Genomic DNA, 14144 nt, shown 5'->3' on the forward strand with positions numbered 1-14144 from the left:
GTTACCCATATAAGTATAGAACCCCTCTGTCTAAGACAGAGGGGTTTTTGCATGCCTATACACTTCGTAATATAACACCTATTATTTCTAGAAATGCACATCGATATGTAAGCGATTCCAAATTATGATGAAAGAGAATGAAAGATTTACATAAGCAAGTGCTTTCGGGATACGTTTGCACTTGGATACCTTTGGGGAGGTTTGTGCAATGAAACGTGCAAGGTCTATACTGGCATTCATGCTGGCGCTGCTGCTTATGCTTATGGCGGTACCGGTCTATGCGGATGAGACGGCAGTAGTATCGGAAGGCGGGGGCCAGCCCGAGGCGGCAGTGTCATCCGTTACGGAATCAACCTACGTTCGCATCCAGAACAAATGGCAAAGCAATTATTTGTACGAGGATGAAAATGGTATCGTGAGGTACGGTTTTCCAAGCTATGAAGATGAGTCCTCGCAATGGCTCATCGAGGAGCATGCTGGCAATAAGCGAATTCAAAATCGTGCAACCGGACATTACATTACGGTCTCAGAGGTTGGGAAGCGGCGCGATGCACTGACCAGCCGCGAGATAACGGAGAGTACGCTTGCAGACCAATGGACCATTCATGCGTCCAGCCGCGAGGGTTATGTGGTCATTAAAAGTGCAACTGTGCCGGAGAATGCCAATCTCGTTATTCATCAAGAGGATTTGCTCGGCTTTGCAGAAGTAAGCAATGACATCAATATAACGTTCGAGAGTCCGCAGTGGGCGCTCGAGCCAGTGGAGTCTGCTGCTCCAATTCGTCTTGCCAACAAGTTCCGAGCAGGACAATATTTGTACGAGGGAGCTAATGGTTTCGTTGACTTTGGCGAGGTGCCTGCTGCGGATCGCAAATCTCATTGGGTGCTTGTCCCGGGAGCAACGCCGGATTCCTATCGAATTAAAAACCGTGCAACTGGTCATTACATTACGCAAGGAATAGACAAAGAGCCTATTAAAGCGATAGGGCTGGACAATACGAATAAAAGCGAGTGGCTGGTAGCTGACACAGCGGGTGGAGATTTTATCACCTTTCAGAACGTTGCAGCTTATCTGGAGGTTCCTTCGACCATTTACGTATTGAATACGCAGTTTCCTGATGACAAACATGTACGCTCGAACAGTTGGTCCGTTCTGGATCGAGACAATGCACACTGGCGAATAGAGCTGGCGCCGGATACGCAGCCATACCGTATCGTGAATTTTACAAATGAGAAGGTAGGTACTGCTTATTTGTATGAAGATGCTGGGCTGGCAAAGGTTGGCGCGCTGACAACACAAGCAGGCCAGAAGTCATTTTATCAGTGGGTAAGGGAAGATTTTAACGGCAAAAAACGGCTGCGCAACCTAGCAACTGGTCATTATGTTACACGTGCAGGAGTTAATGAGATCAGTGATCCGCTTAAGGTATCTTCACTAACGGAAAGCTCTGCAGAGGATCAATGGTCCTTTAGCAAATCAGCCATTTATGATGACTATCAAAGCATTCAGAGCTATGTTGGTCAAGGCGAATATTTGCATATTCAAGACAATACGGGCGCAGCCCAAGCAAGTGCAATTCAGCCAAATGAGAATGCGGCGCAATGGTTGTTTGAAGACCCGGCATTTAGCGGGGATGGCTCGCCGCAATATATTCGAATTCAGAATGAATGGCAAAATTTCTTCTTATATGAGGATGCAGCAGGACAGCTGAAATACGGCAATGTCTCTGAAGGCGATTATAAGGGACAATGGTTAGTTGAACGTTTTAACGGTCGCAAACGCATCCAGAATAGAGCAACAGGCCACTACATTAATTTGCAAAATATGAAGGATGGACGCATGGATGTGTCTGAGGTGGCTGATGACTGGACGAGTGCGATTTGGGTCATCGAAGATGCCGGCGGCTCAAAGCTCATTCACAGCTTGCAGGATGCTAATGATGTTATTGGACAACAAAAGTACATTAGCTTGCAAAATCTGACGAAATACGCGGAATATGGCGTAATTAATCCAGGATGGGGAAGCCCTAAATGGAAGTTTATACCTGTGACAGACGCGGCGTTAACGAATGTAAGACTTAAGAACAAGCAAACCGGCAGTTATTTGTATGAAGTGACCGCTGAAGGTGATGATCAAGGCAAGGTTAAGTATGGTGAGCTTCCAGAAACGGATCTTAGCTCAGTTTGGTTTTTGGAGCGCACGGGCGATGGACCGACCTCGGTGCGGCTGAAAAACCTCAAGACTGGCCACTATGTGTCAATGGAGCACGTAGGCGGGGATGTTGAAAAGGATGCCCCGACTCAGCAAATTATTGCACAAGGCGGCATTCACGAGAGCTGGGGCAGCGTGAAGTGGAACATGGAGCCTGGATCTTCTGAAAAATTTGTAGTGCTGCGGAGTGGTTGGGCTCGTCATTTTCTATATTCAGATGGTGAGGGATATACGAAAGTGAGTAAGCTTGTTGCTGATTCGGATAGCGCACAATATGCAGTTGAGCCGCTAGTACTTCCTCCGAAACCTTTGCCAGAGGCCCCTATTCGTATAAAAAATAAGGCAAACGGCCAATTTTTATATGAAAACAATGGTGGAATTGTCCTTTACGGCAACTTGGCAGAGAACAACGGCTACAGTCATTGGATTATAGAGTCAGAGGGCGGGAAACAAAGGTTGAAAAACCGTGCTACAGGACATTACATGACAATGACCGGGGATTATGCCTTTATTGAGAGCAAGCAAGCCATTCAAGGCGATGCGTTCTTAGAGTGGGCAGTTGAAAGCACTCCGAGCGGTGCGGAATATATGATTCGCAGCTTGAATGGGAAATACGATGATGAGCTCATTCATGTTCAAAATAATGCAGGCTACGCAGAACGTGGATTGTACCCAGCATCATTTGGATCGGTGCAGTGGACGTTTGAGAATGCAACGGAGCAATTCGAGACGCCGCCAATGGGCGAGGAGAAGACGAATGACACGGCTACCCCAACATTTGACGATACGAACTATATTCGTATTAAAGAAAAGTCAGGCACAGGCTATTTATATGAAAACAGCGGCAAGGTGCTTAGCGGCTCGGTAAGGGCAGATAACGCGAGCTCCCAATGGCTGCTTCAGGATTTCAACGGCCGGAGGCTGTTGAAAAACAAAGCTACCGGACATCTATTGACGCTACAAGCAGATGGCCTGGCGGCAATTGCGGGTGAGGCTAGAGGCATTGATGCGGCACAATGGACGATTGAGGATCGTGCTGGCTATAAACGGATTATAAATGCTACGCAGAAAGACGGATTGCTGCTGCTAACGGCTGGCAAGCTGCAATACGGTACGCCGAGTCAAGCGGATGAGGCACTTTGGCAGTTTGAGCCCGTTGCCTCCAATCAGCGATATGAAGCAGAGAACGCTTTTATGTCAGGCGGCATTAAGGTAAGTAAGGAGTTAACAGGCTTTAAAGGTGCAGGGTACGCTGGGAACTTCACTGCAACGGGAGATAAAATCAGCTTTACCGTTCATGCTGGGGCAGCAGGCAGCTATTTAACGGAGCTTCGTTACTTGAATGTCTCCGATGCGTCAAGCCAGCTTAGCCTGTATGTGAATGGCTTACGGATCAAACAAGTGGCGTTTAATGCAGCAGGAGAAAAACAAAGCTGGTCCGAAGCGGTTATTGAAATGCAGCTGCGCAGCGGAATTAATACGATTACGCTGCAAAAGGATTCAGCGGATTCAGGGCAAGTATGGCTGGGTAGCCTTCTAGTCAGACAAAGCATCGGCATTGCTTACCGCGGAGCGACAGTTCCATACATTACCTATGAAGCGGAACATGGGTTAACGAACGGTGAGCTGATTGGACCGTCGCGCAGCTATCGCGAAATCGCTTCTGAGGCATCGGGCAGGCAGGCGGTTAAGCTGGTAGATGAAGGTGATTATGTACAATTTACATTAGCAAAGGCGGCTAATTCACTTGTGCTGCGTTATGTCATCCCAGACAGTGCAGACGGGGCTGGACGAAACGAAACGTTGGGCCTGTACGTAAACGGAGAATTTAAGCAAAATTTAGAGCTTAGCTCAAAACATGGCTGGGAGTACGGCAGCTATCCATGGTCTAATGATCCAAAGCAGGGCAATGCACATCGTTTCTTCGATGAAATACATGCTTTGATCGGTGATATACCCGCAGGAGCTACGATCCGTCTGCAGAAGGATGCGGAGAATGCGGCAGATTATTATGTCATTGATCTTGTCGATATGGAGCAGGTGGAAGGTCCGTTTGCAAAGCCTGATGGATTCCTATCAGTTGCCGAATATGGAGCTGTACCTGGCGACGGCATTGATGATTCGGCAGCGTTCCATTCTGCAATGAATGCAGCGAAAGAACAAGGGAGAGGCGTTTGGTTCCCTCAAGGGGTATTTGAGCTTAAGACTGATGTGATTGAATTGGATCAAATCACGATTCGCGGTGCAGGGATGTGGTATACATCGCTGATCGGTGCGAGGTTTATTGGCAAAGGCGCTAATATTGGCGTATATGATCTACTCATCGACGGTGACCTGAATATCCGTGATGATGAAGCGTTGACCCATGCTTTTTATGGCGGCTTCGGCAAAGGCTCGGTCATTCAGAATGTTTGGGTCGAACATTCAAAAACAGGGCTATGGCTGTCCAAGGTAAGGGGCAGCGACGAAATAACGGATGGCCTGCATATGGTTGGCCTTCGTTTGCGCAATTTGATGGCCGACGGCATCAACTTCTCCGTAGGCACGAGCAATAGTGTGATGGAGCAATCGGATATCAGATATCCAGGCGACGATGGTTTGGCGATGTGGTCGGCAGAAGGACGCGCAAGCATTAACAATACAGCGCGTTTTAATACGGTGGCTTTGCCTTGGCTGGCCGATAACTTCGTTATTTTTGGCGGGCAAGACAATAAGCTTCAAGATAACATCGGTACAGATACAATTACGAACGGAGCGGGCATTGCCGTATCGACACGCTTTAATCCTGTGGCATTCAGCGGCACAACGGTAGTGGAGCGCAATACACTGGTTCGTACGGGCAGCGCCGACTCTGCGTACAACATTAATCTAGGTGCGATCTGGATTTTTGCTGGCGAGAAGGATTTGAACGGCGAGGTCATTGTACGGGACAACGTCGCGCTCGACAGTACGTATGCCGGTTTAATTGTACACGGCGGCGGATTCAGCATTGATCATGTGAAGCTGCAAAATATCGTGCTCGACGGAATGGGAACAAACGGAATTGACGTGACAAGCGGGGTGTCGGGCAATATTCAGGTGGACAATGTCATTGTGCGTGGTGAGCGGATAGCGACGCTAGCAAGCTCAAATGATCAAGTATCGTTCACCGAGCAAAATGAAGGTTTTGCCAATCGTCCGAAGCCATTCCGCATAGCTCTTGAGAATGGCGATAGAGGACCGCTGTCGTTGACTGTGGGTGATACAAAAGCCATAAAGGTGTTTGATCAAGCAAGCGTCGATGTCACAGCGGATGCGATCATAACGATGGCCCAATCAGACATTGCAGCAATTAGTGAAGATAAACAGCTTAGTGCGCTAAAGATCGGCCAGACGACATTTACTGTGACTCATGGTTCGCAAAGCAGAGTCTATACGGTGGAAGTGAAGGCGGTCGTTGTGCCAGAGGAAGGAAATGAAGGCAGCACTGGCGGTTCAGGTTCAGGACAAATCGGCGGTGCGATTAATACAGCGCAAAATGACAGCAAGCTGAAGACAGATGCCGCAAGCAAGCTTGAGCGGATCATCTTCGCCAAAGGTATGTTAACATCAAATGGAGATCTGTCCTTCTCCGCACAAGCTCTTCTTGACGCGCTTAAGAGCAGTCCAAAAGCGATTGTCGTCATGGAGCAGGGTACAGCGTCGTATGAATTCCCGCTGGAGCTTGTAAACGGGGTTCTGGAGGAGGCAAAGCTTGCGAATAACGGTAAGCTAATTGTAACTTTCTCAATCAAGCCTGTTAGTCAACTAGTGCTTGATAACATTAGGGCGAAAGCTAAAGCAGCAGGTTTAGAGCTTGCTGGTGATCCTGTTGATTTTATTATTTCCGTCTCGGATGGAAGCACATCAGCAGAAGTACACAGCCTTGGCGGCAAATATGTGAAGCGTACGATGACAGTAGACCGTGAACTGGATGCCAAAACAGCAACAGCGCTCGTATTTGATCCGGCAACGGGAGCTTTCCGTTACGTTCCGGCTTTGTTCCGATCAGCTGAAGGGAAAACAACTGTCACCATTTTGAGTACTAGCAACAGCAGCTACGTAGTCGCTTTAAATCCCAAAACTTTTGCAGACATTAGCAGCCACTGGGCAAAATCGAATATTGAGCTGCTCGCTTCCAAACAAATTGTGAGCGGTACAACGGCGTCGAGCTTTGCTCCTAACCGTACAGTTACGCGCGCCGAGTTTGCGTCAATGCTTGTAAGAGCGCTTGGCCTGCAAAATAGTGGAGGCAAGCAGGCGTCGGCGTTCAGCGATGCTGCGCCGGGCGCTTGGTATGCGGATGCGATTGCAACAGCTGCAAGATTTGAACTGATTAAAGGCTTCGAGGACGGAACCTTCCGTCCGAATACGACCATTACGCGCGAGCAAATGGCAGTAATGGCAGCAAGCGCATTAAAATTTGCGGAAGCAGCAGGAGCTAACGTCAAGAAAACAGTTAATGAGGCTGCCAGCTTTAAAGACGAAGCAGCTATACATGGCTGGGCGCTTGATGCGGTTGCTCAGGTTGCAGCAGCAGGTATTTTAGAGGGCAAAGGAAATCAATCATTCCTACCTCTAGATCTAGCAAGCCGCGCCGAAGCGGCAACGATGATCACACGGTTATTGCAGTTCGTAGAGCTGCTGGATAAGTAATATGCAATGAAAAACGGTGTCTACCTGTCCCGCGAGGGCTAACAGGGCGACACCGTTTTTTTTGTATAACCTAGCGTTTTCTAAGTAGAAAAAACTCGCATTCTTTTCGGTTATGATAGGCAATATCGCTAACCCCCGATTGGGTCACAATCGTGCTATCATCAAACCGCACAACCAGCGAGCTGGCATCGATGAGCTGATTGTCTTGAAACACGCGAATGCGCTGCTGCAGTTCGATAACCTCTTCAAAGTCCTGATCGGTGCTGAGTCGTCGATTAATGGCCATATATACTCCTTTAATACGGAAAATGATTTCTTATAGTCTATCCCATGTTAGATCGTGTTGCAAAGTTGTCTTTGTTTCTCTTTGTCCCCTCAGGGCAACCTATGTTACATTGTATTCACGAAAAACGAATTGTCAAAAGGAGAAGGAGATACGAGTATGTCCATTCGCGTTCGGCTGCTATTGTCCTACAGCTGTATTCTTATCGTTACGATCGTATTGTTTCTTGCCGCTGCTCTGCTCTTTGTAGTAGCGATAACAGGCGATGTGCGAAGCGTAAAGGACTTTTACAATATTCATTATTCCGTTAATCCATTGTCTGAGCAGGAGGAAACGATTTTCCTTGATCTAAAGTATTTGGCGAAAAATGAACCCGACTCGCTTCTTGATCCTACACTGCTCGATCAATATAATTACAAGCTTCGTTCGGTACAAGCGGAGCTGGTTATAAGAAAAGGCGACGAGGCGATTTATTCATCCTTGTCCGTAAAACAGCCCCAATTCATCACGTTTTTGCCTGACTATGAGATGGAAAACAATGCAATCCGCAACACCCTGCAAATAGGGGACCATTTTTATGCTTATGCGAAATTTGATTTTCGTTTTCCAGATCAATCCAAGGGAAGCGTGCTCGTTGTAAGGGAGCGCAGTCCGTTTGCAGAGGTTGTTCGTACACTTTTGCCTATTATATTAGGCGTGTTGTTTATCGTGCTTTTACTCATGAATATGCTGCTTTATTATTTTTTGACGCGCAGTATTATTAAACCGCTTGATCTGCTTCGGAAGTCGACAGAGCGTATTAAGGAAGGCGATTTGGAGTTTGAGCTGCAAGCGGTAGGCAGCGATGAGATTGCAAGGTTAAGCGAAGCCTTTGAAGATATGAGAATGAAGCTGAAGCAATCGGTAGAGAAGCAGCTGCAATATGAGCAAAATCGCAAGGAGCTTGTCGCGAACATTACGCATGATCTGAAAACGCCGATTACTTCAATTAAAGCAAGCATTGAAGGCATTCGGGACGGTGTACCGGATACGAAGCAAAAGATGGAGCGTTATGTGAATACGATTTTGACGAAGGCCGAGCATATGGATCAACTGATTGACGAGCTGTTTCTTTACTCTAAGCTTGATTTGAAGCAGCTGCCATTTACATTCGAGGAAATCAGCTTGGGGCAATTCATAGAGGACTATGCCGAGGATTTGCAATTTGATTTGCAAGACAAAGGCGTTACGCTGACGTGGGACATTGTTCATTCGGAATCTACCAATGTGCTTGCCGACCGAGATAAGCTGAAGCGGGTACTAACCAACATTATGGACAACGCCATGAAATTTATGTTGGACGAGCCAAAGCAAATAGCGATATCGCTTAGTGTGGAGACTGATTTTGTTAGATTAATGATTAGCGACAGCGGCTCAGGAATATCGGAGGAAGCTCTCCCGTTTATTTTTGAACGTTTTTTCCGCGAGGATCTCTCACGCAGCCAGCAAACGGGTGGAAGCGGCCTAGGACTTGCGATTACGAAACAAATTATCGAAGGCTGAGAGCAAGCTTGGAGCAGGAACTAGTATGATCATCAAGCTGCCGCTCGCGAGGAGCATAGGAGGACGAACATGACGAGAATTCTCATTATTGAAGATGAAGTGTCGATAGCTGAGGTGGAAAAGGATTATTTTGAGCTGCATGGTTTTTCTGCGGACATATGCTTAACAGGAACAGAGGGGCTCCGCGCTGCTGTAGAAGGTGAATATGATTTGATCGTACTAGATTTGCAGCTGCCAGGCATGGATGGGTATGGGATTTGTCGTCAGATCCGTGCGGTAAAGGAGGTTCCTATCCTTATCGTATCTGCCAAAAAAGAAGAGATCGATAAAATTCGCGGGTTAAGCTTAGGGGCGGATGATTATATAACGAAGCCGTTTAGTCCAAGTGAGCTGGTCGCCCGGGCGAAAGCACATTTGCAGCGCTACAAGCGATTGATGGGAAACCGCGATACCAAAGCCTCAAATAAGATCCAAATACGCGGCTTGCAGATTGATACCTCCTCCCGGCGCGTGTACGTCAACGACCACGAGGTGCAGTTCACGACAAAGGAATTTGATCTGCTCTCCTTTCTAGTATTGAACCCCAATCATGTATTCAGCAAGCAAGAGCTGTTTGAGCAGCTGTGGGGGATGGATTCGCTTGGCGAGATTGCGACGGTAACCGTTCATATTCGCAGGTTAAGAGAAAAAATAGAAGCGGATCCTTCGAATCCGCAATATATTGAAACCATTTGGGGCGCAGGGTATCGGCTCACGATTTAGACGGATTAAATAGACTATTCCGGTACGCTATAGTTATTTAACCAGTGGAAGGCTTGTTCAGCATCACTAAAAAATTGTACAGACGGTTTGGTATTGGTTTGCTGCAAGTGATTCAGAATTTCACCATCTTCCAAGAGGAATGCGATGGCTTTGCTATGACTCAAAATGCTTTCATTAAAAAATTTATCTTTCCATGCTTTTTGAACCGAAAAATGGTCGGGTGTATAGCCTTTTCGATCCACTAACAAACGGTATTTTCGCCCCTCTGCCATGAATGGCTGACACACCTGCTCGAAACCATTAAACCAGTCATTAACGTCATCTGTGCTTATTTTTCCAATTAGACGAGTAACAATTAAATCTCCTGAAACGGTTGTGCTAATATTGCGTTCACTCAACTAGATTCATCTCCCTTAGTTACAATTATGTATAACGTTTCCATAATGTCAATATGGCTGCAACTTGCTGAGGTCGTCTTCTTTTTTGAACAAGTTCTGCATAAGTATGGGTAATAAAGAGTGTGCAGCTTGGTGCGGGAGGGGATCGGATTGGCGAAATGGGGAAGGCGAGGCTGGCATTTTCGAGGATTTGGCGGCAGCCGTATGCAGCTTTGGTCTGGCCGTCCATTCTCTAAAGTAAAATCAGTCACTTGGGGCAGTCGTGGGAGCTCAGCTTCATCAAGGCCAGCACCAAAGAAATGGGGTACGGGAGCTCGTTCAAGTGCAAGCAGCGGAAAATGGGGCATTAGGCGTCCAGCTGTAAAATACAGCAGCAGCCGAAGCAGCGGCAATGGCGGATCAGGCGGCATTTGGGGCTCTCGCCCTGCGAAGCCTCGTATAAGGCGACGCACAATCTTTATTATAGCACTGCTTGTCTTTATGGTTTTTTCGATCCAATCCTTTGTCTATATTGAGAAAAATTTGCGGCCGCCGCTGATGAATATAGCGAAAATCAGAGTAAAGCAAATCGCCACGCAGGCTATCAATAAAGCGATAACCGAGCAGGTAGCGAGCCGATCGGACAGCAGCAACCTTATTGACTGGAAGATGAACAGCAATGGGAAAATATCTGGCTTCATGCTTAATTACGCGGAGCATATGAAAATTACCTCGCAAACGATAAACACCGTACAAAATACATTAAATGAAATGAAGGATATACCGGAGCATATTCCGATCGGGCATGCGCTGGGTAGTGCAATCATTTCCTCATACGGACCTAGAGTACCCGTCAAATTCGAGCCGGTTGGGGCTGTTAAGGTAGATCTTAGCACGCGTCAGAAGGATGCCGGCATCAATATGATTTTGGTCGAGGTTTACATTCGCATAATAGCGGAGGTTACGATCATTATTCCGTTTGACACCGAGCCGGAGCTGGTGGAAACGGATATCCCGATTTCATATTTGCTAGTAGTCGGCGACGTGCCGATGTACTATTACGACAATACGGGCAAACCTGTAGGCGAGTCGGCTGCGCAGGCGCCAAACATCTCGGTTCCGCTCGGCGAAGGTACGGGAGGTGGAGTTACATCCAGTCCGCAAAATAACAATAATGGAGAGTCTTCAGGCACTGGAGCAACTAATACAGGACCGTCAACAGAAGCAACGAACGAAGGCTCTAATCATTCTAAAGGTTCTAACCAAGGATCAAATAGTTCGGGCAATTCATCTTCTGAATAGCATACATATAAAAACGACTTTATTGTCTTCAGCAAAGAGGACGATAAAGTCGTTTTATATTTTTTGCTTTAATTTCCGGAACGCAATCGTTTACGCTCGGCTTGCTCCCAGCGGCGCAGCATCGGATATGGATCAAACGACCATTCAATTAAACCGCGGTCGCTGTATACGCCATAATGCAGGTGAGGAGGAAACTTTCCCTGCGTCCCCGGTTTGCCGTAACCAGAGCTTCCTACCCATCCAACGACCTGTCCAGGCTTTACGACATCGCCTATATTAACGGTTTTGTCAAAGCCGGACAAATGTGCGTAATAGTGGTAAAAATTGTTTAGATCACGAATGCCAATTCTCCAGCCGCCGTAGGGATTCCAGCCCTGCACCTCAACAATGCCATAACAGGTGCTTCGAACAGGGACACCATGCCTTACGAAAATGTCAGTACCTTCATGGGTACGCCTGCCGCCCCAGCTTCGCCCGGTTCCCCAGGTGCTGTTATAGGCATAATGAGTGCTGATAGGCAGCGGGAATGTATGCTCGAACAAATCAAGCTGGCCAAATGCTTCATAGATTCGGGCGAACTGCTGGATGCGCTGCACTGAACGATTATTTTGATAATACTCCCAAAGTCCGATTGCGAAATCATCATTGGAGATACCGTACGCGGCAACGCGGCTAACAAGTGAATAGAGAAGATCGATGTCGCTTGTTCGTTCCGCTTGTCCATTCCCGTCACCATCGCGGCCAATCCCGTTAAAAAAGTTGATCGATACCGGCGAGCTGTCATCCGTATTCGGATTGAGCGGGCCGACCCAGCGTTCCTGGTCGATAAACACGCCAACGGTGTTCCCAAGCATTGGACGAGCCTTTGGACGTGCTTTAGACATGGATCGCTCATACTGATCAATGGCTGCAATCCAGAACCAAGGCACTTCGGTAAATAAGCTTAATTTGTCATACAAGCCTCTTCTAACTGAAAAGGGATCGGTCTCAGCATCGACGGTTTGCTCATGGGCCTTATCAGTTTTTTGTTTGACAGCAGGAGCTGCTCTTACAGAACTGACGGGCGTGACAATGAACAGAGAAGCTGCGGTTATTGCTGCAACAATAGGAATAGTCAGTTTCAAACGTCTCACCCTTCCAAAAGCATGACGGTTATAACGTTATGTTTTGCAAATCATTGGTTTTTATACGAAACATGTTATAATAAACGCATGAGTTTAGGAATTATAAATGAACTTGAAAGCAGGTAATCCCTAATGAAACAACAAGAAACACTCAAAAAGCCTGATTGGCTTCGAATAAAATTAGCGACAGACGGTAACTTTGCCGAAATTAAAAATATGATGCGCTCAAAAACGCTACATACGGTTTGTGAGGAAGCACGTTGCCCAAACATTTATGAATGCTGGTCGAATCGAACAGCCACATTTATGATTTTGGGTGATATTTGCACGCGCGCTTGCCGTTTTTGTGCGGTTAAGACAGGTATGCCGACTGAACTGGATTTGGACGAACCAGAACGGGTAGCAGAGGCAGCAGAGCAAATGAATCTTCAGCACTGTGTTGTAACATCGGTTGCCCGCGATGATCTTAAGGATGGCGGCGCATCCATATTTGCAGCTACTGTACATGCGATTCGCAAACGTATGCCGTTTTGCCGAGTTGAAGTGCTTATTCCTGACTTCTTGGGAAATAAAGATGCGCTTCAAATTGTAATGGATGCAAATCCGGATATTCTAAATCATAACGTCGAGACGGTGGAGCGGCTTTCGGATCGTGTTCGTGCCAAAGCCAAATACAGCCGTACGATGGAGCTGTTGAAGCGCGCCAAAGAAATGAAGCCTAAGATTCCAACCAAATCGAGCATTATGCTTGGCGTAGGTGAGGAATGGGATGAAATTTTGCAGACGATGGATGATCTTCGCGCCAACGACGTAAATATTTTGACATTAGGTCAATACTTGCAGCCAACGCCGAAACATTTAAAGGTCGTACGTTATGTCCACCCAGACGAATTTGCAAAACTAAAAGAAGAAGGGCTGAAGCGCGGTTTTAGGCATGTAGAATCCGCACCATTAGTACGCAGCTCTTATCATGCACATGAGCAGACCGATTCGGCACACGCAGCAATGGCAGCGGAAGCCGAAGCGAGCCGTGAGATTTCTTCCGGTGCTTGCTCGAGCAGCTTGTAACTGACGCTCAAGATGAGGTGGAAAATATGGCTTTGATTCATATCGGCGGAAAATCTTATGAAATTGTGCTTGAAAATAGGAATGGCTGGAATCCTGAAGCATTTCGTGATCGATACAGCGAAGTACTTGAGCGCTACGATTATATTGTCGGCGACTGGGGCTATAGTCAGCTGCGGCTGAAAGGTTTTTTTCGTGACAGCCATCAGAAAGCCACGAAGGAAAGCAATCTATCTGGCATGCCGGATTACATCAATGAGTATTGCAACTTTGGCTGCGCTTATTTTATTTTAGAAAAAACAAACAGTACCGTTCGTGAGCCAGACGACTATGACTTGGATGCAGACGAAGAGCGTCCGCGTATAGAAGCAGCTGATCTTCTTGCAGCAGCTGCCGGTTTTGTGGATATTTCTGAAGGTCTTGAACATGATGAGGTTGCGAGTGCAAAGGAAGAAAGCGCCGCTCCAACACATGAAAGGCATACTCGCAATCACACAAGGGAAAATCGCCATAGAAGCTCCAATCGCAATAAAAACGACGCGGATAAAGGCAACGACAGCGCGAATAGTGCTGGCGAAGGTAAAAATAGCAGCGAGCAGCAGCAGGGCAGTGGGAAACGTGAGCAGCAACAGCAGCGTAAAGGCGGCTATAAAGGCAATAACGATAACCGCTCCAAGAAACCGTTCCGCCTTGCAGCCAATGAAACCGCGGCTTCATCTGCAGAAACGAATCGACCAAACAAAAAAGACACAGAGCGCGTATAATACGCTCTGTGTCTTTTTTTGGTTTTAAATGATGGTAAC

The 14144-nt window shown here is 47.1% G+C and carries 9 protein-coding genes; 6 read left to right on the forward strand and 3 right to left on the reverse strand.

What is annotated here, in order from left to right:
• Positions 1-208 precede the first annotated feature (208 nt).
• On the forward strand, positions 209-6886 hold the full coding sequence (locus AC1DOV_RS07450; RefSeq protein WP_477549612.1) for an S-layer homology domain-containing protein: 6678 nt from the start codon (positions 209-211) through the stop codon (positions 6884-6886).
• Positions 6887-6956: 70 nt separating this feature from the next.
• On the opposite strand, the gene AC1DOV_RS07455 is transcribed toward AC1DOV_RS07450, so the two are convergent.
• Positions 6957-7172 carry a hypothetical protein gene (locus AC1DOV_RS07455; RefSeq protein ID WP_339207486.1) on the reverse strand — a complete coding sequence of 72 codons (216 nt, stop codon included), beginning with the start codon at positions 7170-7172 and terminating at the stop codon, positions 6957-6959.
• A 156-nt stretch (positions 7173-7328) separates the two neighbouring features.
• Between AC1DOV_RS07455 and AC1DOV_RS07460 the strand changes: the two genes are divergently transcribed.
• Together AC1DOV_RS07460 and AC1DOV_RS07465 are read left to right on the forward strand one after the other, a co-directional pair.
• Positions 7329-8711: a sensor histidine kinase gene (locus tag AC1DOV_RS07460; protein ID WP_477549613.1), complete on the forward strand. Its 1383-nt coding sequence runs from the start codon at positions 7329-7331 to the stop codon at positions 8709-8711.
• Positions 8712-8780: 69 nt separating this feature from the next.
• Complete coding sequence (locus tag AC1DOV_RS07465; protein WP_477549614.1) at positions 8781-9473, forward strand: response regulator transcription factor; 693 nt, start codon at positions 8781-8783, stop codon at positions 9471-9473.
• Positions 9474-9487: 14 nt separating this feature from the next.
• Here the strand turns inward: AC1DOV_RS07465 and AC1DOV_RS07470 are convergent, their stop codons facing one another.
• Entirely contained in the window at positions 9488-9871 is a 384-nt protein-coding gene (locus tag AC1DOV_RS07470) for a SpoIIAA family protein (protein ID WP_477549615.1), read from the reverse strand.
• A 150-nt stretch (positions 9872-10021) separates the two neighbouring features.
• On the opposite strand from AC1DOV_RS07470, the gene yunB reads away from it, so the two are divergent.
• Entirely contained in the window at positions 10022-11152 is a 1131-nt protein-coding gene (yunB, locus tag AC1DOV_RS07475) for a sporulation protein YunB (RefSeq protein WP_477549616.1), read from the forward strand.
• 68 nt (positions 11153-11220) lie between these two features.
• On the opposite strand, the gene AC1DOV_RS07480 is transcribed toward yunB, so the two are convergent.
• Positions 11221-12276, reverse strand: coding sequence for a M23 family metallopeptidase (locus tag AC1DOV_RS07480; protein WP_477549617.1), 1056 nt, complete (start codon positions 12274-12276; stop codon positions 11221-11223).
• A 132-nt stretch (positions 12277-12408) separates the two neighbouring features.
• Here AC1DOV_RS07480 and lipA point away from each other — a divergent pair, with 132 nt between their 5' ends.
• Positions 12409-13344: a lipoyl synthase gene (gene lipA / locus AC1DOV_RS07485; RefSeq protein ID WP_076271021.1), complete on the forward strand. Its 936-nt coding sequence runs from the start codon at positions 12409-12411 to the stop codon at positions 13342-13344.
• Between the two features lie 26 nt (positions 13345-13370).
• On the forward strand, positions 13371-14105 hold the full coding sequence (locus tag AC1DOV_RS07490; protein ID WP_477527523.1) for a YutD family protein: 735 nt from the start codon (positions 13371-13373) through the stop codon (positions 14103-14105).
• Positions 14106-14144: the final 39 nt, after the last annotated feature.

The sequence above is a fragment of the Paenibacillus sp. 01T47 genome (genome assembly GCF_056398245.1).

Excerpts from the sequence above, each read along its gene's own strand:
- AC1DOV_RS07450 (WP_477549612.1), top strand. The coding sequence starts at position 209 with ATGAAACGTGCAAGGTCTATACTGGCATTCATGCTGGCGCTGCTGCTT.
- AC1DOV_RS07455 (WP_339207486.1), bottom strand. The coding sequence starts at position 7,172 with ATGGCCATTAATCGACGACTCAGCACCGATCAGGACTTTGAAGAGGTT.
- AC1DOV_RS07460 (WP_477549613.1), top strand. The coding sequence starts at position 7,329 with ATGTCCATTCGCGTTCGGCTGCTATTGTCCTACAGCTGTATTCTTATC.
- AC1DOV_RS07465 (WP_477549614.1), top strand. The coding sequence starts at position 8,781 with ATGACGAGAATTCTCATTATTGAAGATGAAGTGTCGATAGCTGAGGTG.
- lipA (WP_076271021.1), top strand. The coding sequence starts at position 12,409 with ATGAAACAACAAGAAACACTCAAAAAGCCTGATTGGCTTCGAATAAAA.
- AC1DOV_RS07490 (WP_477527523.1), top strand. The coding sequence starts at position 13,371 with ATGGCTTTGATTCATATCGGCGGAAAATCTTATGAAATTGTGCTTGAA.